Genomic DNA, 19,094 nt, shown 5'->3' on the forward strand with positions numbered 1-19,094 from the left:
GAACAGGCTAACGGTCGCCGAGAGCGGAATTGTCGCTAGAGTAAACACTAATCCGAATCCGAGCGAATCGCTCCAAGGACGGAACAATATCGCCCAAATTGCTGTCTGCAAGAAAAACAGCGAAATGGCAGAAAGCATGAACACAATTGTAGTTTTAGTGACTTTCGGTATTCTCATATTGAATTCTTCCCTCCACATAGGGGCCGTTAGTGCAGCTATGAATTCGTACTCACGGGGCTCTTGGCTTCTGTCCGTGGTCGGCACGAAGACCGCCACATGATCGCGTTCCGATGAGAGGCGAGCCTATATGCGACAGCGGACTTGGCCCAGAGGCCAGCACACCCGTCATTCCGGCTTCACCTCCCGCCCGTCCCCGTGAGGACGACCCTTCGAGGCTGAGCGTACTCCGCCTCGATCCCTGCGAACCGTGGAACGCTTACCCGGCCGTGGCGGCCGGAACCTCAACCGCGCTGAAGCGGAAGGTCGTGCCGTCCACCCACATCCGGTGCATTACCACCGCCATCTTCCTCGCCAGCGCCACTGTCGCGCGCTTGTTGCCCTGGCGCTGGGCCACCTTCGTGGCCCATGCCTTCAGCCCGGACCATTTCTTGACCCGGTGCAGCATCACGTGCGCCGCCTCGAACAGTGCGGTCCGCGCCTCGGTGTCGCCAGTCTTGGTGATCCGCCCGTTCCGGTCGACCTCGCCGGACTGGTGCTTCCGCGGGACCAAGCCGAGGATCGCCCCGACCGAACGCGATTTGGCGAAGCGGGCCGGGTCTTCGATGGCGGCGATGAACGTCAGGCCGACAACTGCACCGACGCCTGGCACCGTCATCAGCCTCCGGCAGACCGCGTGCTCGCGGGCGAGCTCCAGCACCATGCGGTTGAGTCGGTCCAGCGAGAGCAGCATCGCCGCGTGCGCGTGCAACAGAACGTCGAGGATGGCGGCCACGCGCGGCAGGTCGGCCGTGAGCTCGCGGACCCGTTCGGAGAAGGTCCGGCGCTTGGCGGTGCCGAGCTTGATCCCAAATAGGCAGAGCGAGCCGCGGATCTGGTTCTCCACGTCGCCGATCTTCGATACCAGCGTCTTGCGGCTGGTGAGCAGGGTCCGCAGTTCCATCGTCCGGCGTGCCTTCACATGCACCTGTCGGAACCAGCCGGTGCGCAGCATCTGGGCGAGACCGCGCGCATCGTTGCGGTCGGTCTTGTGGGTCATAGCGACCATCGCGGCGCGGGCGTGCCGAGCGTCCATGCAGACGATGTTGAGCACGCCGAGTTCGGTCATCTCCTCGCACAGCCAACCTGCCAGCGCCCCGGTCTCCAGGCCGACACGGGTCAGCGGTAAGCCGAGAGCGCCGAGCCACGTCGCCAGCGCTTCCGGTTCGCTTGCGACCTTGGCCTCACGGAGGATTTTGCCCTCCTCATCGATGACGCACACCGACGTCTCCGCCAACGAGACATCCAGACCGGCGTAGTAGCGCATGATCCTGCTCCCGGATGATCGGTCGCGGGCATCACGCCGGCTGACCGGATTGAACCACCGAGCAGCTTGCCACGATCCGCGACGGGGGGAAGGCTGGCGACGGCCCGATTACCCGATCTGCGCGATTGCCCGGACCAACGAGGCCAAGGCGCTCGGCATCCGGATGGGCGAGCCCTGGTTCAAGACTCCGGGACATGTGCTGCCAGCAGGGCGTCCGGGTCTACTCCTCGAACTACGCCCTCTACGGCGACATGTCGGCCCTGGTGAACGCGGTCTACCGGAGCTTCTCCCCCCGCATCGAGGTCTACTCCATCGGCGAGAGTTTTTTGGACATCTCCGACGTGCGCGAGTCGGATCGCGAAGCCCTCGCCCGTGACGTGCGGGCGACCGTGCGGGCCTGGACGGGCATCCCGACCTGCGTCGGGATCGGCCCCACCAAGACGCTCGCCAAGCTCGCCAACCACGTCGCCAAGAATAACCCGGAGCTCGGCGGGGTTTGCGACCTGACCGATCCCGAGCAGTACGACCACTGGATCATCCGCGTGCCGGTGGGCGATATCTGGGGCGTCGGGCCGGCCAACACCCGGCGGTTGGAGGCGCTCGGATGCGACAGCGCCGCGGACGTTCGCGATCTCGACACGCGCGTGGCGCGCAAGGCCATGACCGTGGTCGGCGAGCGTCTCGTCCGGGAGCTCCGTGGCGAGGCGTGCCTTGACCTAGATACGTTGGCGCCCACCCGGAAGGGATGCGCGGTTACCAGGAGTTTCTCGAACCGCGTCGAGGATCTCTCAACCATGGAGGAGGCGGTCGCCGCGCACGCCGCCAGGCTGGGTGAGAAGCTGCGGGGAGAGCGTCTCGGGACCGATCATGTCAAGGTTTTCTTCCACACGTCCGAGCGTGACCGCGACCGGCCTCAGCGGTCGGTATCGACGGTGGTGACGTTGCCCGAGGCGTCGAACGATACCCAGATGCTTGTGAAGGCGTGCTTGCACGGCGTCAGGAAGACCTGGAGGGACGGGTATCGCTACTCCAAGGCCGGGATCGTCGCTACCTACCTTGTGCCCCTGGTGGCCTCGCAGCGGGCCTTCCCGGGGCTCGGGCAACTCGACCGCGAGCATGGCGCGGCGCTGATGGCGGCCCTCGATGCCTGCAATCGTCGGTTCGGGCGCGGGGCCGTCGTACTGGGAGCGGCCGGGTTCGCCTCAAGGCGGGACTGGTCCACAAAATACGAGATGCGGTCGCCGCGTTACACGACGCGGGTGGACGAGGTGCCGGTGGTGGTTGCGGCCTAAAATAGCGGGTTACGGTACCAATGGTGGGTCGTTCATTTTAAATCTAATTTCGAGATCCCGCTCCCCAAAAATTAGATGAAAGTGTACGGTGAGAATTGATAATTGTAAATAGCTTATTTGGTAAAAGTCGCAATAATAAATATCATTTTACTTTACCAATTTTTATGATCGTCCGAGCTAGCCGCCCATCACGGCAATCTCCACCCCAAGAAAGCTCACTTGAGCGACCCGATTCACGAAGCTGAACTGTTGCGCACCAAATTTCCGACTCTCCGTCAAAGCTGCCAGCTTCTTGCCGTATATGGACGGAATGTATTTTGGACCTCTTGTGGAGATTTCGCACCTCGCGGCGAAGGAGCCGTTCTGCTGCATCGACAAAACTTTCTGCTCGCACAGCTTGATACGGTGACCCGAGAACGTTGTAGCGATGAATTGATTGAGCCATTTCAGGAACCTTGCAAATCTTCTCGTGTCGTAAACTGCGCAAGATAATCATCTGTTATCCAGCCATTACCATCGGCTGCACGCCTTTGAAGCCCTCCCATCCACCAATTTACACCATCATCCGTGACGCCGTCACGCCTTACAATTGGTGTATACTTACGCGATTTCAAATCTCTGCGCGCTACTCTGCTGAGAAACCTTTTTGCCGCACTTTCGTGGTCTTCTGCGCGAATTCGCTCTCCAAGACCACGACCTTGTAGTCTTACTAAGTAAGTTTTAAGATTGATTGAGCCGGACTTTCCTTGTGTTTGCACAGTGACAGTTGGTGGCATTCCATTCTCCTTTTCTATTGTGATCGCCTAGGCATTGCTACGATGCGTAGCTGACCCTCGTCAATTTTTGAAAGCTCGCTTGGTTAAAGCGTCCTTTGGGTAAAGTTCTCGTGTCTCTCACACGACGCCGTCGAGCAGGATCGCCATGGGTGCTGAACTACGGTTCGGGGTGGGCCAATGCGCAGGGGCATCGGATCGGCAGCCGCGTGTTACTCCAGGGTAGTGATAGTCGGAACTTTGGGGTCCGAAAGCCGATGTTTGAGCTGGCTTTATTTTGGAAACGCTGACTACCCAGTCCCGATGGAGCGGTGGAATCGTCCGTCCTTACGAAAATACAGCTAGGCCCAGGGAACGGATCAAGCTGCGCCTTTGTTCGGAAACCGGCCCGCCGACGTTCTCAAGGTACGGGGGCTGGGGGGAACGCACGTGACGCTCGGAGCCCATCCCGGCACCCGTTGGATGAGGGTCGACTTCCAATGCCATACGCCGCGCGACCGCGGCTGGAAGGGCTCGCCCCCGTTGCCGGGCGGCACGCCGGAACTGGAGGATCGGCGCCACGCCTGGGCCGACGCGTTCGTCGCCGCGGCCGTCGCGAAGGGCCTGCACGGCATTGCCGTAACCGATCATCATGACGTCGCGCTCCTGCCATATGTGATCGCGGCGGCGGGAAGGAGCGGGCACCCGCTCGTGGTCTTCCCCGGGTTGGAGATCACCTGCAAGGACGCGGTGCAGTGCCTCGCGCTCCTCGACCCGTCCTCCCCGAGGGAGACCTGGCACCGGCTCATCAACAAGCTGGTCGAGGTCCGCCATGCGCCCGACCACGCCGAGTGGGGCTGCGAGGTGCTTTCGTGCGGGCACACCGTCGCTGAGGTGATCGCGCTGGTCGCCGACGATCCCGTCCTTCGCAGCGACGCCCTCATCCTTCCGCATTTCAGCAACGAGGGCGCGCACAAGTCCCTGAACCAGAAAGGGCATAGCGCGCGCTTCAAGGACCTGCCGAGCGACGCGGTCTACATCGAGTGCCACCACCACGAGCTCGAAGAGGCGACGCTGGACAAGATCCAGGGGCGCATCCGCGAGTGGGGTACCCGCAGGCGCGCGATCCTGCCCACGGGCGACAACAAGCGCGAGACCTACGCGCGCCTCGGGCACCACGAGTGCTGGGTGAAGCTCGGCGAGAACACCGTCGAATCCCTGCGCCAGGCACTCCTGGCCGACGAGGCGCGCGTCTCGCATGGGGCGCCCCAGGTCCCGACCGAGCGGGTCACCGAGATCGAGATCCAGTCGAGCCTAACCGGGGAGACACCGCTTAGGATCACCCTGAACGACGGGCTGACCGTGCTGGTCGGCGGCCGCGGGTCAGGCAAGAGCGCCGTGATCGAGTTCCTGCGCTTCGCCCTCGGCAAGTCAGTCCAAGACCTCAGGCGCGAGGACCCCAGGAGGGGCGGCGGGCGTGAGCGCGAGCACAAGCTGATCGAGGAGACCCTGGAGAACGGCTGGGTCTCAGTGCGGTTGATGCGCGGTGGTGTCGGGGAAGTCTGGCGCAGGGACGGCGCGAACCCGGAGACCATCACCGTCACGACCGCCGGCGGCGTCGAGACGCTGACGGTGCCGGAGGCCCAGCAGCGTTTCCCCGCGCGGGCCTTCCACCAGAAGGAGCTCTCCACCACGATGATCGATCCGGCGATGGCGGCGGAAAACATCACCGGCATCGCGGCGGCGGAGGTGATCGACGAGCGGCGTCGCATCGACGCCGAGATCAACGAGGCCAAGCGCACCCTCACGACGGCCCTGCAGGACGTCGCGGCCCACTGGCAGAGCGAGCTCGCGCTCGGCCAAGCTAAGAGCACCGTCGAGGACATCCGGCGCCGGCTGTCGGCGGTCAGGTCCCAGATGGAGGACGGCGGGGTACTGCCGGAGGATCTCGCCCTGCTCGCGGACGAGCCGCGGTACGGCCGCGCCCGCAATTACCTCGACAAGGTTTCGTCCCAGCTGACAGAGGACCGTGGACGGATCGAGGCGCTCTCGACCCTGATCCTCGACGTGCCCGCCGACCGCTATGCCGGTGCCTTCGACTTTCCGGAGATTGCCGGGTTGCGCGACGCCCTGGCGGAGTCACGCGTGCGGCTGCGGGCCGAGCTCGACGCGATGATGGGGGGCATCGACGTCCTGGCGTCGGGTCATGCGACCGCCTCCGGGGCCTTCGAGGCGACCGGTGCGGCGTTCCGGTCCGGATACGAGTCGGCCAAGGGGCGGCAGGCGGCCCACGGGGCCTTGATCACCGAGAGCGAGAGGTTGGCCTCGCAACTCCGGGAGGCCGAGGCGGTCGAGGCAAGGGAGGCGGCCAAGGAGGCCGCCACGCGGATTGCCGCCGTGGCCTTCGACAGGGCCCGCGACAGGCTCGCCGATCTCGTCCAGGCGCGCCTGGAACTGCTTCGCCGTGCCGCCTCGCAGGTCGCCGACAAGTCGGGCGGGACCCTCCAGGCGTGGGAGAGGCGTGACGCCGGTCCCACTGAGTGCGTTTCTGCGTTCTGCTCCCTGATGGAGGGCACGGGTGTCCGCGGCGCCGATCTCGGATGCGAGGACTGGGTCAAGGCGCTGTTCAAGGTTCCCGGCGGCGCCGACTGGAAAGCGCTGTGCGACGAGATAATCGGGATCTACCGGGGAAGGATCCTGGCCGGAAGCCCGACCGAGCCCGGCGCGGACGCGGCCCGGGTGCTGAGGGAATGCATCTTCAGGGGACAGCCGGCGGAACTGACTGACAGGCAGGCGGCGCGGCTCTACGCCAAGCTGACCGACCAGTCCATCGGGCTCGTCATCTCCGCGGTGCCGAAGGATTCGATCCAGCTCACCTACGTCAGCCAGGGCCAGCGCATCCCCTTCGAGCGGGCGTCCCCCGGGCAGCAGGCCTCGGCGCTCCTCGAACTGCTGCTGCGGCAGACGGCGGGCACCCTCATCGTCGACCAGCCCGAGGACGACCTCGATAACCGGGTGATCATGCACATCGTGAACCGCATCAAGACCTCGAAGGCGGCGCGGCAGATCATCTTCGCGACCCACAACGCCAACCTCGTCGTGAACGGCGACGCCGACAAGGTGGTGACCATGGTCGCGACCGTTCCCGAGGACCGTGCGCCGGCCGGCACCGGCAGGATCAAGGTGCTCGTCGACGGGGCCATCGACACCCCGGCGGTGCGGGACGCCGTGACCGATATAATGGAGGGCGGCCAGGCGGCCTTCGACCTCCGGGCCAGGAAATACGGTTTTGAGGGCGTGGGCCGCTGAGAGGACATGCCGCGGCACAGCCTATCCCGTGCGGCCTTCCATGCGATCCGCGGTCTCGCGCAATCGCGTGGCGATGCTCGCCGGCAGATGATCAATCCTCGCCAGCGTGTCCGCATGACCGAGGTCGATAAGGTCGTTCGCGGTGGCGACCTTCGCAGCCAACCGCTAGTCGCCGTGTTCAGGCCCCGCGCTAACAGCGTGCAGCATGGCCACGACGAGACGTTCAGGTCGTACTTTAATTGCGAGATTGAACAGTAGCGGATGGCGAGCGACGACACGCACTTCGATGCCTGGACCAGCAGGGACTAGGCCGAGTGGATCTTGATCTCGCCCCCGGAGAGGCGGGAGCCGGCGCCGCTTCTCGACTGGGAGAACGCCCCCCGCCCGTTCGCCGAGATCGCAAGGGCATGGGCCGCGCACCGGGGGCTCTCGCTGAAAAGGCGTTAAGGCGCTGCGGGTGTCGACCGACGGGTTCGACGGCCGGTTCGGGATGCAGGAGGAGATGGTGCGCGGGCTGATGGCCACGACGACCAAGCTCGGACGCTAGGCCACGGATTCAATCTCGGCCTCGATCCGGGCGATCAGGTCGGCCCGCACGCTGGCCATGCCAACCAGGACCGGATCGGGTGCGTCGCCGGTGGTAGCGTCGTTGAGGCCCTCGATGGCGGCCTTGCAGGCCAGCAGGGCCATCGCAACGGTCGCCCGCCGCCTACCAGGCGCCGTCGGTTCATTCGGTTAGGCGTAGCGCTTGGGGGCTGGGGCGATCTCCAGCAAGCGGTCGAAGACTCTCTTCTTGGCCTCCTTGAAGCGGGACTTCCCACCGAGGAGATACGCCGCCGGCCGACGACGTTCGCGATGTCGACGTGGCTCTCCTTGCCGACGAGGCGGTGCTGGGCGGTGACGAACGCGCCGGCGTCCAAGAGCAGGGCACGGACGATTGCCGCATCGGTCTCGCGCTGGGTCTCGCGCCAGCGGCGGGCACGGTCGGCGGCGTGACGGCGAACGCGGGCGGACCGGGCGGCGGGGTGCTCCGCGGGGAGCTCGGCGGTTGTGACGGTGCTCATGCCGGTAGAGTGCCAAGGGGGCCAGCAATCCACCATGGGATATCGCGCACGGTGTGAAGGACGGTCGATCAGTTCCTTCCGGTGGCGTCCCGATCACGCACGTTCCGTTACGGGGTATGGGGGCTTGGCGTAGCCAAGGTCGGGAGGCGGAAAAAAAGTTCTGGACCGATCCCGCGTCAATCCTCGTCCCCAAACGGCAGCCCCCTCCAGGGAAGGCCACTAGGGCACCGTGCCGGGCAGGATGTATCCTTACCCACGCCACCCCCAACGGACCGCCACAGCCTACCTCCCTGTGCCTCACAGGCGGCCGATACCCCCTCGACCCCGGGATTATCCGAGCCCCTTCATCAAGTATTGACTCGCGTTACAGAAGGTCAGGCCCTTGGTTGACCTAAGCCTCGCCGCACGTATCCTGATGACGTTGACCTCGGCCTGAGTTGCGGACGTGCTGCCCCGCGACAGGCCCCAGTAGAGGACCGTCGTGACAACCTCCCCCATCTCCCCGGCCGCCACGCGTTGGCCCCAGCCTGCCTCCCTGGTCCGTCCAGTGCCCGTCCACTGCTGCGAGCTCCGCCCCCTAGACTACGCCCGCCTCGTCCACCCCAAGGGCGGCACGGGCAGCGTCATGTTCGGCGACCGCGTCCCTCCGATGCGTCCCCGCCAGGACGGCTCCTTGGAGCCCCGCTGGTCCGACCTACGCTACTCCTCCCACGCCCTCGCGACCCGTGACGTCGACCTCAAGGGCCGGCGCTTCATAAGCTTCGCGACGTACCCGTACTCGAAGCCCGGCGAGCCGCGGGTGGCCAAGGACGCCGCGAACGTCACGAGCATCGGCGCCTCGTGGCTCGACCTCGACTTCTACGACCGCCCGGAGTGGGCAGGTGTCTCCCCCCGCAAGGTCATGGAGGCAGTGCGGAACCTGTGCGAGGACAAGGGCTGGCCTGCCCCGTCGTACGCGACGTTCTCGGGCCGCGGGATTCTGGCGGTCTGGCTCTACACCGCCTCCCAGCCAGCCCAGCGCGTCATGGCCCGCCACCGCGCCCTGCAGCAGGTCCTCCACGAGATGTTTCTGCCGTTCGGGTCTGACGCCTCCGCCAAGGCCATCACGAAGCAGTTCCGGATGCCGGGCACTTACAACGAGAAGAGCCGCCTCCCGGTGGCCGTCATCTTCCCGGACCTGACCGCCGAGATCGAACGCGTCGACTTCGACGAGCTCTGCCGCGTCGTGCTCCCCTTCCAGCGCCAGACCAAGGCCCAGCGGGAGGCCGCGAAGGCCGAGGCCAAGGCGAAGCGGGTCGCCGCCCAACTCGCCAACAGGACGCCCCGGGAAGGCCACCACGGGGCCAAGCTCACAGGCGGCTCGTACTGGAACACCATCGCCGCCGATCTCGACCGGCTCTACGCCCTCCGGCACGGCAAGGCCGGGATCAAGGACACGGCGGCCCGCGAGGACACCGGCGCCGGCCGGAACTCGTGGCTCGTGGCGCTGACGTACGTGGCGTCCTGGCGCCTTCCGGCGTCCGACCTCGACGGGTTCGTCATCGAGACCGCCGACCGCCTCGGGCTCGACCACGCTTCCGCCCGATCCAAGGCGTGCAGCATCGTCGGCCGGGCGAAGGAATCCGCCCGAGGCGTCCGCCGATCCTACCGCGGTTTCACCGTCGACCCCCGCTACAAGCCGAGCCCGGCGCACCTCCGCGACCTGCTCGTCATCACCCCGAGGGAGATGCGCCGGGCCGACCTGCGCATCCTGATCGACCAGGCGCGCCGGTCCGAGAACGCCGTCGGACGCGTCGTCGCCTCCCGCCGGGCCGCCGGCGTCAGGGACCGCTCCGCCCAGCAGAAGCACCGCCTGGAAGTCGGCCAGCAGGCCATGGAGTTCCTCGCCGAGGGGATGACCGTCAAGGCCGTGTCCGAGCTCTACGGGGTCTCGCCGCGGTGGCTGGACAACGCTCTCCGGGACGCTCGCGCCGTCGCCGGCATCACCACCGCCAAGGCCGATCCCGCGCCCCAGAACGAGCCGGTGGTGGTTCCGGTGGTCACCGTCGACGACGTCGGCGACACCCTCGACGTGCCCGCCGACGCCCCCGCCGTGATCGCGCACGAAGTGTTACGGGATATCATAGAGACCGCGCGCGAGGCTGTTGTCGCAGGCCGCCGTACGCAGTATGTTCCTCGGGTCACGACGAAGGGCAGCACTCTTCTAGGACAGACGCCCGCTGCGCACCCCACGGCCCGGCGGGCGTCGACGTGTCCGGCCTCCGAGATGGAGGTGGCGTGACATGACCGAGTCTCACCCGAACCTGGTCGCGTCCCGCATCCGCCAAGCCGCCGCCGACCGCATCCTCGCGTGCTGGTACAGCTATCCGCCGGGCGACAAGGCCGCGCGGTTCGCCGCCGAGCGCTTCATCAAGGGGCGCCGCATCTACACCTCGGCCCCTTGGATCTACCACGGCGGCGAGGCGGAGGGACCGCACGGCGTCCCGCCATCCCACGACGTCGGCCGCGAACGCCTCAGGGCGATCCTCACCGGCTGGCGCACCCCGGAGTGGAAGGACGCCCCAGCCCGACGACGAGACCGGTGGTGGTGCCCGCCGTGCCCTGAAGGCTGCCGGCGTCGCCCTCGGGGATGCGGGGCAGGACGGGATCGAGCGGGCCGACGCCCTGGTGCTCATGGCGTCCAAGTGCGTCGGACACCCGTCCGTCACCGCCGAACGCATCGACAGGTTCATCGCCTCCCTCGCGGCCCTGCCCAAGGGGCACTGGCGCGCCGACCTGATCGGGCTGCGGTGTCTGAAGGAAGAGCCGCCCGTCAGAGAAATCTGACCAAAGGACGGGTTGCCCTGACCTTGGGCGCCCGTCCTGCACGAAGGCGCTGATGGTGGAGAAGGCAAAGGTCGCCGAGCTCGGTCAGGCCCTGGTGGTTGTCGAGGTGCGCGCCGAGATCGCAGAGGCGCACGTCGCCGCCGTCGCTCCCAAAGCGGATTTCTTCGACAAGTTCGCCAATGCCGACGGGCTCTATGGCCTCCACAACGCGGCCCGGGCCATCGGCGCGCCCCCGCAGGGGTTCACCGACGGGCTCAAGCTCGGATTCCTGTTCTACCAGGGCGGCGAGCTCATGCCGAAGGCGACGTTCGTGAAGATCGGCGTCTTCACCGTGAAGCTGCGCATGGTCGAAGAGAAGGCGCGCTCCCGGACGTTCATCACGCCCCGCGGGCTCCAGTACCTGGCTCGCGCCTGGCAGAAGCACCTGCTCAAGTCGGGCAAGGCCGGGCATAGGACCCTGCTCGACGACGCCGCCTGACCCCCTGCACGTCAAGGATACCGAAGGCCCTTCCGGTATCTTTTTGGCCGGTTCCCCCGATTGGGGAGCCGGCCTGCCAGGGCGTCCCGTACCACGAATTCAGAGCCGCCCCATGACCGATCCCGTCCTTGCCCGTGCCCGGTCCGCCGGCGTCCGCGACATCGAGGAGCTAATCGCCGAGGCCCCACCGGCCGCCTCCGGGGGCAACGGCGGCCCCTCGCTAGAGCCATCCTTCGCCACCCTGGAGAGGATCGGTCGAGCGGTGTTCCTCGACAGGTGGATCGGGAAACTCGGCGAGCAGATCAACGTCCACGACAAGACGATCCGCCGCTGGGGCGAGGGCGAGGGCGCGGTCAGCGAGCGGGCCATGACGAAGGCGAGGACGTGGGCGTTGACGACGGCACAGGCGCTTCTTCGCGCCGTCGGCGAGGACGATCTCGCCGCCGATGTGGGCGCAGTCCTGCGTCGACATCTCGCCCCGGACGAGACCACGGTCGCCGCGACGTGGGCCGAGACGCAGGCCCGCGTGAACGCCAAGCTGGCGGCCGACGCCGAGGAAGGCCGCGACGGCTGGGCCGAGATCGACGCCAAGGCCGAAGCGAGGCGCGCTGCCCGGGCCGTGCGGTTGGCCGAGAAACCCTGATCGGTGGACTATGCCGCTCGGCATAGTACCCCTCCAGAACGACCTTTTTCTGCCGAGCGACCGAACCGTAAAATTCGATCAATCGCCGGTCGAAAGGTCGCCCCGCCCGCTCGGGCATACACGGTCCTCGGCCTCGACGACCTGATTGAGGATGCCGTCGCCGTGTTGGCGGATGCCCCATCCCGTGGTGGCGCGCCCCGGCGACGTCGCCGTCCCCCGAGCGTCCCCCAGCGCCCGATCCGATCCCGCGGTAGGACACGGTCTCGCGGCCGGTGGTGAGGCTGACCGTCCCGCACGTCAGCCTGACGTCCAGCCCGAGCGCGTGGCCGGCGTCGCCTCCAGCCTGAGGAATCGCGCCGTGCCGCCGCGGGCCGGGGCGCGCCCCTCGTAGTGCCAGCGTTCGCCCTCGGATGGGAAGCGATCCGCCGCGGCGGCGGGAGCGGCAACGAGCAAGGCCAGGGCGATCAACAACGTGCGCATCACAGCACTCCCCAGCATGAGCCGTCGGCAAGGAAATGGACGAGGGACGCCTCCCTCACGATGAAGTCCCCCATCTCGAAGTTGGCACTGTCGAACGGATTGAACCGGATCCTTTCCGAGGAACCCTGCAGGGGCGCCTCGAACAGGATGCCGCGGGCCCAAGCCATGACGGCCCGTTGCCCGAGACGGATCGCCCGTTGCCTCGCGGCCTCGCTGACGTGGAACGAGACCTGCCGCATGCACGCCGCGTCCACGTGGGCGACCACGATCCCGCCCTCTCGGACCGACCAGCACGCCTTGTTCAGATTCCTGTAGATCTCGGTCACTGCTGCCTCCCGGGGATCGGGCCGAAGCTGAACGACACGGCCTCGGCCTCGCTCGCGATGGCGACAGCCCGGTCGAGGGGGAGGTGCCCGGAGAGCCACGCGCGCTCTGCCGCTCGGACGCGGGCAGACATCCCCCGGGAGACGAGGCGGCACGTCCGGCCGGCTTGCCAGCCGGACCGGATGCGCTCGCGGGAGGCGGCGAAATCGAACTGCATCGTCGCCTCCATCAATTCCGAGTCGCTAGGGTCTCGCGCGAGGCGAGCACGGTTTCGATCAGCCGGCGCAGGACACGGACGCTGCCGCCCTGCCAATTCTCGGCCAGCACCCCGGCCTCCTCCTCGTCGAGGGCAGGCAGCCAGACCTCGTCGAGGCCGCGCTCCGCCCGGATGTCCCGCAGGATGGCAGCCGTCAGGGAGGGCAGGCTCGCCGGTGTCCGGGGGTCCAACTCCAGGACGCGGAACCGGGACAGCAGGGCCGGATCGAGGCCGGCGGTGGTGTTCGACGTGGCCAGCCAGGAAACGGCGCTGAGGTCCGTCGCACACTCCAGGAAGGGATCCTGGTACCGCCTCGACGTCTCCGCCTCCGTGAGGGCCAGGACGCCGTCGACGAGCCTGCCGTTGTCCGACCGAGTCCCCGCGCGGGAGAGCTCATCGAGGACGACGAGCACGCTCGCCGCCCCTGCCTGCTTGATCGCCTGGAGGGGCACCGTGGCCCGGCCGGTGCTCCACTGGCGGGACGTCCCGATCAGGCTGGAATCCGCGACGCCCCCGCACGAGTAGACCGTCACGGCCAGCCCCAAGACCTCGCCCAGCCGCCGCGTCAGGCGCGACTTGCCCGTGCCCGGGGGACCTAGCAGGAGCGTCGGCGGCAGGTGCACGAAGCTCCGCCCGGCCAGCGGAACCAAGATCGCGTCGATCACGGACGCGTCGTCCGGGAACTCGGACACCAAGGTCGCGCGCGCTTCGGCCAGGTCGGGGACGCGAGCCAGGGGGAGCGCCTTGCCAGCGAGGGGCGCCCACTCCGTCCGGGCAGTGCTGCCCGTGGATCGGCCCGCCTTGGAGCCGTTCTCGGCGCTGCCCGGAAGGTGCTCGACACTCGCCAGCACGACGAGGCTCGGCCCGGCCGCGGCACGCTCTCGCTCCGCCTTCTCGCGGGCCGACTTGGCCCTCGCCTCGGTCAGCCATGCCGTCTCCGGCTCGTCGGGCTCGGGCGAGCTGGCCCGGACAGAGTGGTGGATCGTGGCGTCCCCGGACTGCAGGGCGCTGGCCAGGGCGCCCAAACCAGGGTTCCCCGGTCGCCACGTGTACCGCGCGTCCGCCGACAGGCCCACCAAGGCGGACGCGTAGCGATGCCCGTCCAGGCCGTGCTCGACCTGATAGGCTGCACGCTCGCGGCAGTAGTCCCGCCCGGCGACGTCTCCGCACTCTGCGAGACAGCCGGCGGCCGCTCCTGCAAGCTGCTCCAACTCGACGCGGAGCACCACCGCGTCCTCCAGGTCGTCCGGTTCGAGATCGAGGCGCTCGTCGAGCTCCTGCAACCGGCGCTCGCACGTCTCCAGCAGGGCGAGAAGGCGGACGTAGCCCGTGTGGGCGCGCCTGGGATCAGTCCAGCCCTTGTCGCGGACGTCCTCGGCAGTCGACCAAGCGGCCTGCCAAAGCCCCAGCACGCCATCATCGTCGCCGAAGCGCAGCAGGTCGCGACGGCGCGGCCGGTCTCTCGGGCAGCGGACGGTCAGGATGAGTTCCAACAGCCGGAACGGCGAGTCGTGTCGGCTGGGGGGAGGCAAGGTGCCGTTCAGGACGGCGTCGAGCGTCACAGCGGACGCGGCACCGCGCGAGGTGTTCTTCATCGTTCGGTTTCCTGCATCCGTGATGGACGTCCGGCATGAGCCGAGACAGTCCCGTGTGGTCGGTTCTACACCACCACCCGTTAACGGATGGTTACTCTCCGTCGAGTGCCGGAGCGCGGTGCGTGGACCGCTGTTCCGCCAGCCAAGTCACCAGCCGCTTCGCCTCTTTGACGGTCGTCAACATGGGGCCGTCGGTGTCGATGACAGCAGGTATTCCGCTCTCGCCGCGCGGCCGCTCTCGCCCTCCGTCGCCGGCTATCGCCTTGGCGAGCCGCGCAGTCGCCTGCATGACGTCCCCGAGCGCACGGGCGTACGGGTACGCGGCCCCTTCGGCCAAGGCGCGAAGGATCGGCGCCGGCAGGCCGAAGCGGCCTATGCGGTCGCGCTGGACGGTGCGTGGATTCAGGCCCGAAACGAGGGCGAGGCTCTGTACCCACTCAGGCCCGAACACAGCCCTGGCCTTCTCCTCGACGGCTGCCAGGATCTCCGTGGCGATCTCCTTCGCCTCGTATTGCCGGTCGCCCACGGTAGCGACGCGACCGTGGAAGACGCATGGTAGGCCGTCGAACGTTCCGACGGCGACGCCCCCGTCTTCGGGCTGGGTCATGGGCTGGAGCACAAGGCGCATCGGGGATCCTCGAATCAATAGGGCGGCCCGGATGGACCGCCCTTGGAATGGCAGGGTGAAGGATGGCGGGCGTGACGGGGCGGTCTGCCTCGTCACCAGGGCTGGGAAGGGTTCCTGGGAACCAGCGAGAAGCGCGGGCCGGTTTGCTGCTCGACGAGCGCGTGGCACTCATCCCAAGAGAAGATCCGCTTGACGGGATGGCCTGCGCGCCACGTCGGCCTGTCGCCGCCGAATGTAGGCAGGTTGTCCAGGTCGGCACCGCCCTTGTCGATGGAGAAGATCTGCGCGTCGCAGATGTCCGCGTACGTCTTCAAGGCGTCCCAAAGAGCGGGGAGCGAGCAGGCGTTGCCGACACGGATCACCGCGGTGATCCGCGCCAATCGGGCGACGCAGCCCGGGCACGACGCCGGTTCCACTTGCTCGCGTGACCACCCACCGGATCGGTTTCCGGATACGGACCCGCAGATCGCGTCGCCGTCGACGTCCCCCTCGGCGACGATGTGGAACCGGGTCCCACCACCAAGCTGGTAGCCGTCGGCGCATCTCCCGGTGAGGCGATGGGAACGCCCGAAGCGACCGTCGCCGAGGTCGTAGCGAGGCAGCGAGGCGAGGTGGGCCGCGGCCCTCTCGGCAGATACGCGGCGATACACGTCCTGGGCGGTCTCAGCACCGGCGTCGTCGGATGGCGTCGGCGACGGATGACGGGCGCTGTAGGCATTCATCGATGCCGTGAGCGCGTCGAATGTCCCGGGTCTTGGCGTCATGATGCGGTTTCCTGCGTCCTGCGTTGCGAGGGCCGGCGGTGCCGTGCCTCTCCGGAGCGGCGCTCCCCGCTCCCCCGGTGGGCGGACCCGCCCGGGGGAGAAGGTAGCGCCGCTTAGCCGAGGATCGCCTCAAGGTCGTCGGCGGTGGTATCGTAGGTGATGTGCTCGGCCCCGCAGCCGATCCAGATCACCCGGTCGCCCTCGTCGCGACGCTCGAACACATCGTACGAGTGCGGGCCGGTGTAAGTATAGCGGTAGATGTCGTTGCCGGAGATGTGGAAGAACTGTTCCGGGAGCGTGGCGTTGCTGACGAGGGGCTCCTTACCGGACAGGTCACCGAACAGCGACGTGGATGGCGTGCCTTCCTCGGCAGCCTCGGCGAACGGCGCGTTGATGTCGTCGAGATCGCGATCCCGGAGGGCGTCCTCGACGGCATACCAGGCTGCGTTGACGTCGAGGTTGTGGTCCCGGGCGAACGCCCTCGTGTCGTCGCCGGTCTTGCCCTGCATGCACCAGGCAGCCCACGCCTTGGACGACTCGAACGCATCCTCGGCGCCGTCGGCATCGACGTCTGACGCCAGGGTCTCGTCGATGATCTCGGAGAGGGCCTCTCGGTACGAGACGGTGCTGACGGTCAGGTCGGATTTCGCCTCGTCGACGCTCTTGCCGAGCGTGGAGGCAAGGTCGGCGTAGCTGTCGTAGCCGACGGTCGCGGCGAACTTGTCGAGGGCGGCCGACTCGGTCTCGACGGCGTAGAGGTACGTGGCTTCCTGGGTCTCAATGCGGATGAGGGTGGCGTCGGTCATGATGCGATTTCCTGCTGTCTGAGCGATGGAGGCCGGAAGATACCGAACCCGTCCATGTCCTATATGATAGGAATGGCGCGACCGAACGCAAGCACAAAACGCGATCCTGAAACGAAAAAGGGCCCCCGTGAGGGAGCCCCGATCCGTAGTCCGCACCCGCACAAGGGGGTGAAACCGCGGCCAACTGGCCGGCGGGGTCGCTCAAGAAGGTTTGCCCCTCCGAGAGTCGGAGGGAGATACGGTCGCAATACCTGCTCCGCACCTGGAAATGGAGTCGCCCTCCCGAGACTGGGAGGAATCGTGAGCCTGCGGCGACCGAGCGGACGATCGTAGGTTTGCGCCAACAACGCGTCGGCTGAGCTCAAGATAGACCCCGTCGCGCCCCCGTCAACGGGGCTCGTGCCACCTCGGTTAACGCCCCCGATTTCGTGCTCGTCCTGGCCCGCCGGTAGACTCTCCCTCGGTGGATTCGGGGGGCCTGTCGTGGGTGAATGTTGGCATGTGCCGGAGGGTGTGGGGTCGCTACCGCCGGGCCTCTACTGCGAGGATCGAGCGACCTTCGACCTTCTCGTGGCGGACCCCAGCGTCGAGACCGCCACGGTCCCCGCGGGGTTGCCGTCGCCCCTGCTGCACAGCATGCGGGTTTGCATCGCGACGCCGGCGCAGGCCGCGATCCTGCGGGCCATGCCAGCGCGGACGGGCGCCACGCAGCCAGGTCCGGACTGGAAGGCCATCCGTGGCCAGGCCGAGAGGTTCTTGCTGGACTTCTGCCAGCCCCCGGCCTGGGACCCACCGCCCCTCCGCGGCCGACGCATCGGCATGCCTGAGCCTGCCCGCCGCCCGATGACGAGCACGCTGTCGGCCGGCGCGCTCGCCGCGCTGCTGGCGAATCCCGGCGTGCCGGTGACGAGCGGTCTGGCCCGGGGGCGCCGGCGCCGGGACGCTGCCAGGTCGAGGAGGGGCGCATGACCGAGGTGCCAGAAATGGACGGCATGCTGGAGGTAGTGACCTTCCGTCGCCGCGGCGTCGCCGAGATTGCCGAGGCGATGCGGGTGCCGTCGTATGGCAAGGCCGACGTCCGCTTCGCCAGCGAGGGTGTCGAGGTTCTGCTTGAGGAGGAGCCTGAGCGTCCCGTCTTCGAGGGCAACCGCCGGGCTCGCCGGAAGGCGGCCGCCGAGGCGCGCAAGGGCGTCGCTGCGGGGCAGCCGGCGAGGATCGACCAAAGCCAGGCGGCCCTGGAAGAAGACGTGCGCACCGCTTTCGCCCACGCCTGCGAACGCTCGGAACGCGCCCGGGACGAGCGGCTCGCGGAGATGCTGTCGAGACACCACCGCAACCGCCAATACACGTGGGAATGGATGCGCGTCCAAGCCCTGGAGGGCCGCATCATCGACACGCTCACGCCCGAGGAGCGCGCCGCCCGGATGGTCGCCTTCGACGAGGAGTGCCGCCGCATCGAGGCGCTGAAGCGGGCGGCCGAGGCTGCGTCCGGCCGGCTCACCGACGCCTACGGCAACCGCTTTTTCGCCGTCGGCGACCTGGTGACCCGTGACGGCACCGACGTCCACCGCGTCGTCGACCACAACGGCTCCGAGGGGCACGCGCCGGATGGGATGACCGTCGTGTGCGTGAAGGCCCCGGCGAGTGGCTGGACCGAGGTCGGCGAGGAGGAGTTCAACGTCTGCCGGCGGTACGAATGGATCGAGCCGGTGGAGTGCCCTGCGTCCGGTCGGGACGCCGATTTGTCGGCGGTCGGCTGACCCGGAATCGAAAGGGCCCCGGCATTTCTGCCGGGGCCCTCTGGGACGCTCGACTACGTCGTCACCCTGATACAATCCAGGGCGTCGACGACCTCGTCGAGGCTGTCCAGCCAGTCCGAGACTTCCGCAGCGCGGTCGCCTTCCTGCCAGCGCTCGCTCATCTCGCTGAACGCACCTCGCTCCTCCTCTACGAAGTCACGAAGCGCTTCCTGCGAGTGTTCGACCACCTTCAGGAGCTCCTTGGGGAGCTTAGTTCTGACAGACATACCTGGTTACCTCGCACTTTAGCCCGTCAAAAGCGACGAGCATCGAGATGCGCCGCTTCCGGAGTACGAGAGGTCTGCCTGACCGTAGGTGTGCCACAGGCCAGCTTGCCGCCGGGTTAAGGCGGTGATTCCCGCGTGACCTGGAACGGGACACGGAGGCGGTGGCAGGCTGCTCCCGTGACCGCCACGGACGGAGCCGCGAGCCCCGATCCCGAGTCGCCGACAACCCCGCCGGAGAGCCTCCGAGTGGGGTCAAAACACGTTTGCGGTTCCGGTTTCGGTTCCGGCCGCCCCGGGAAGGCTCCGCCGACGGGTCGATTTCGAGTGGTCTACAGAGGGGAAAAGGTGGTGGGCCCGGCAGGACTCGA

The 19,094-nt window shown here is 67.4% G+C and carries 19 protein-coding genes and 1 pseudogene; 7 read left to right on the forward strand and 13 right to left on the reverse strand.

The genetic code is table 11. The features are described from left to right. Positions 1 to 436 precede the first annotated feature (436 nt). Positions 437 to 1,483, reverse strand: coding sequence for an IS110 family transposase (locus tag MKK58_RS06265; RefSeq protein ID WP_243911246.1), 1,047 nt, complete (start codon positions 1,481 to 1,483; stop codon positions 437 to 439). Between the two features lie 118 nt (positions 1,484 to 1,601). On the opposite strand from MKK58_RS06265, the pseudogene MKK58_RS06270 reads away from it, so the two are divergent. After that, positions 1,602 to 2,775 (forward strand): annotated as a pseudogene (locus tag MKK58_RS06270) (Y-family DNA polymerase); the annotation flags it as partial. Positions 2,776 to 2,952: 177 nt separating this feature from the next. Here the strand turns inward: MKK58_RS06270 and MKK58_RS06275 are convergent. Together MKK58_RS06275 and MKK58_RS06280 are read right to left on the reverse strand one after the other, a co-directional pair. Continuing rightward, on the reverse strand, positions 2,953 to 3,147 hold the full coding sequence (locus MKK58_RS06275) for a hypothetical protein (protein WP_243911247.1): 195 nt from the start codon (positions 3,145 to 3,147) through the stop codon (positions 2,953 to 2,955). A 74-nt stretch (positions 3,148 to 3,221) separates the two neighbouring features. Continuing rightward, positions 3,222 to 3,551, reverse strand: coding sequence for a hypothetical protein (locus tag MKK58_RS06280; protein WP_243911248.1), 330 nt, complete (start codon positions 3,549 to 3,551; stop codon positions 3,222 to 3,224). Between the two features lie 459 nt (positions 3,552 to 4,010). Between MKK58_RS06280 and MKK58_RS06285 the strand changes: the two genes are divergently transcribed. Next, positions 4,011 to 6,836 carry a TrlF family AAA-like ATPase gene (locus MKK58_RS06285; RefSeq protein WP_243911249.1) on the forward strand — a complete coding sequence of 942 codons (2,826 nt, stop codon included), beginning with the start codon at positions 4,011 to 4,013 and terminating at the stop codon, positions 6,834 to 6,836. Between the two features lie 543 nt (positions 6,837 to 7,379). On the opposite strand, the gene MKK58_RS06290 is transcribed toward MKK58_RS06285, so the two are convergent. After that, positions 7,380 to 7,526, reverse strand: coding sequence for a hypothetical protein (locus MKK58_RS06290; protein WP_243911250.1), 147 nt, complete (start codon positions 7,524 to 7,526; stop codon positions 7,380 to 7,382). Between the two features lie 855 nt (positions 7,527 to 8,381). On the opposite strand from MKK58_RS06290, the gene MKK58_RS06295 reads away from it, so the two are divergent. Continuing rightward, positions 8,382 to 10,181, forward strand: coding sequence for a hypothetical protein (locus MKK58_RS06295; protein WP_243911251.1), 1,800 nt, complete (start codon positions 8,382 to 8,384; stop codon positions 10,179 to 10,181). Between the two features lie 245 nt (positions 10,182 to 10,426). Here MKK58_RS06295 and MKK58_RS06300 read toward each other — a convergent pair whose 3' ends face one another. After that, complete coding sequence (locus MKK58_RS06300; RefSeq protein ID WP_243911252.1) at positions 10,427 to 10,597, reverse strand: hypothetical protein; 171 nt, start codon at positions 10,595 to 10,597, stop codon at positions 10,427 to 10,429. A 181-nt stretch (positions 10,598 to 10,778) separates the two neighbouring features. Between MKK58_RS06300 and MKK58_RS06305 the strand changes: the two genes are divergently transcribed. Both MKK58_RS06305 and MKK58_RS06310 read left to right on the forward strand, forming a co-directional pair. After that, a complete protein-coding gene (locus tag MKK58_RS06305) occupies positions 10,779 to 11,204 on the forward strand; it encodes a phage antirepressor KilAC domain-containing protein (RefSeq protein WP_243911253.1) in 426 nt (141 codons plus the stop codon). A gap of 112 nt (positions 11,205 to 11,316) precedes the next feature. Further along, complete coding sequence (locus MKK58_RS06310) at positions 11,317 to 11,847, forward strand: hypothetical protein (protein ID WP_243911254.1); 531 nt, start codon at positions 11,317 to 11,319, stop codon at positions 11,845 to 11,847. Between the two features lie 297 nt (positions 11,848 to 12,144). On the opposite strand, the gene MKK58_RS06315 is transcribed toward MKK58_RS06310, so the two are convergent. The 7 genes from MKK58_RS06315 to MKK58_RS06345 all read right to left on the reverse strand — a co-directional run bounded on the left by MKK58_RS06315 (position 12,145) and on the right by MKK58_RS06345 (position 16,700). Continuing rightward, positions 12,145 to 12,327, reverse strand: a complete 183-nt coding sequence (locus MKK58_RS06315; RefSeq protein WP_243911255.1) for a hypothetical protein — start codon at positions 12,325 to 12,327, stop codon at positions 12,145 to 12,147. Continuing rightward, positions 12,327 to 12,653 (reverse strand): hypothetical protein, encoded by a 327-nt coding sequence (locus MKK58_RS06320; protein WP_243911256.1) that lies wholly within the window; start codon positions 12,651 to 12,653, stop codon positions 12,327 to 12,329. Before MKK58_RS06320 ends, MKK58_RS06315 begins: the two co-directional genes overlap by 1 nt. Continuing rightward, positions 12,650 to 12,868, reverse strand: coding sequence for a hypothetical protein (locus MKK58_RS06325; RefSeq protein WP_243911257.1), 219 nt, complete (start codon positions 12,866 to 12,868; stop codon positions 12,650 to 12,652). Before MKK58_RS06325 ends, MKK58_RS06320 begins: the two co-directional genes overlap by 4 nt. Positions 12,869 to 12,879: 11 nt before the next feature. Further along, positions 12,880 to 14,502, reverse strand: coding sequence for an AAA family ATPase (locus MKK58_RS06330; protein ID WP_243911258.1), 1,623 nt, complete (start codon positions 14,500 to 14,502; stop codon positions 12,880 to 12,882). Between the two features lie 91 nt (positions 14,503 to 14,593). After that, complete coding sequence (locus tag MKK58_RS06335; protein ID WP_243911259.1) at positions 14,594 to 15,130, reverse strand: hypothetical protein; 537 nt, start codon at positions 15,128 to 15,130, stop codon at positions 14,594 to 14,596. Positions 15,131 to 15,222: 92 nt separating this feature from the next. Next, positions 15,223 to 15,894 carry a hypothetical protein gene (locus tag MKK58_RS06340; protein WP_243911260.1) on the reverse strand — a complete coding sequence of 224 codons (672 nt, stop codon included), beginning with the start codon at positions 15,892 to 15,894 and terminating at the stop codon, positions 15,223 to 15,225. Between the two features lie 113 nt (positions 15,895 to 16,007). Beyond that, the gene (locus MKK58_RS06345) at positions 16,008 to 16,700 is read right to left on the reverse strand and encodes a hypothetical protein (RefSeq protein WP_243911261.1); all 693 of its coding nucleotides are present in this window, start codon (positions 16,698 to 16,700) and stop codon (positions 16,008 to 16,010) included. A 513-nt stretch (positions 16,701 to 17,213) separates the two neighbouring features. Between MKK58_RS06345 and MKK58_RS06350 the strand changes: the two genes are divergently transcribed. Together MKK58_RS06350 and MKK58_RS06355 are read left to right on the forward strand one after the other, a co-directional pair. Then, complete coding sequence (locus tag MKK58_RS06350) at positions 17,214 to 17,669, forward strand: hypothetical protein (RefSeq protein ID WP_243911262.1); 456 nt, start codon at positions 17,214 to 17,216, stop codon at positions 17,667 to 17,669. Next, complete coding sequence (locus tag MKK58_RS06355; protein WP_243911263.1) at positions 17,666 to 18,460, forward strand: hypothetical protein; 795 nt, start codon at positions 17,666 to 17,668, stop codon at positions 18,458 to 18,460. The genes MKK58_RS06350 and MKK58_RS06355 overlap by 4 nt, the downstream gene beginning before the upstream one ends. Before the next feature lie 53 nt (positions 18,461 to 18,513). Here MKK58_RS06355 and MKK58_RS06360 read toward each other — a convergent pair whose 3' ends face one another. After that, positions 18,514 to 18,726, reverse strand: coding sequence for a hypothetical protein (locus MKK58_RS06360; protein ID WP_243911264.1), 213 nt, complete (start codon positions 18,724 to 18,726; stop codon positions 18,514 to 18,516). Positions 18,727 to 19,094 lie beyond the last annotated feature (368 nt).

Origin of the sequence: Methylobacterium sp. J-078 (assembly GCF_022829285.1) — a bacterium.
In the GTDB taxonomy this organism is placed as follows: domain Bacteria; phylum Pseudomonadota; class Alphaproteobacteria; order Rhizobiales; family Beijerinckiaceae; genus Methylobacterium.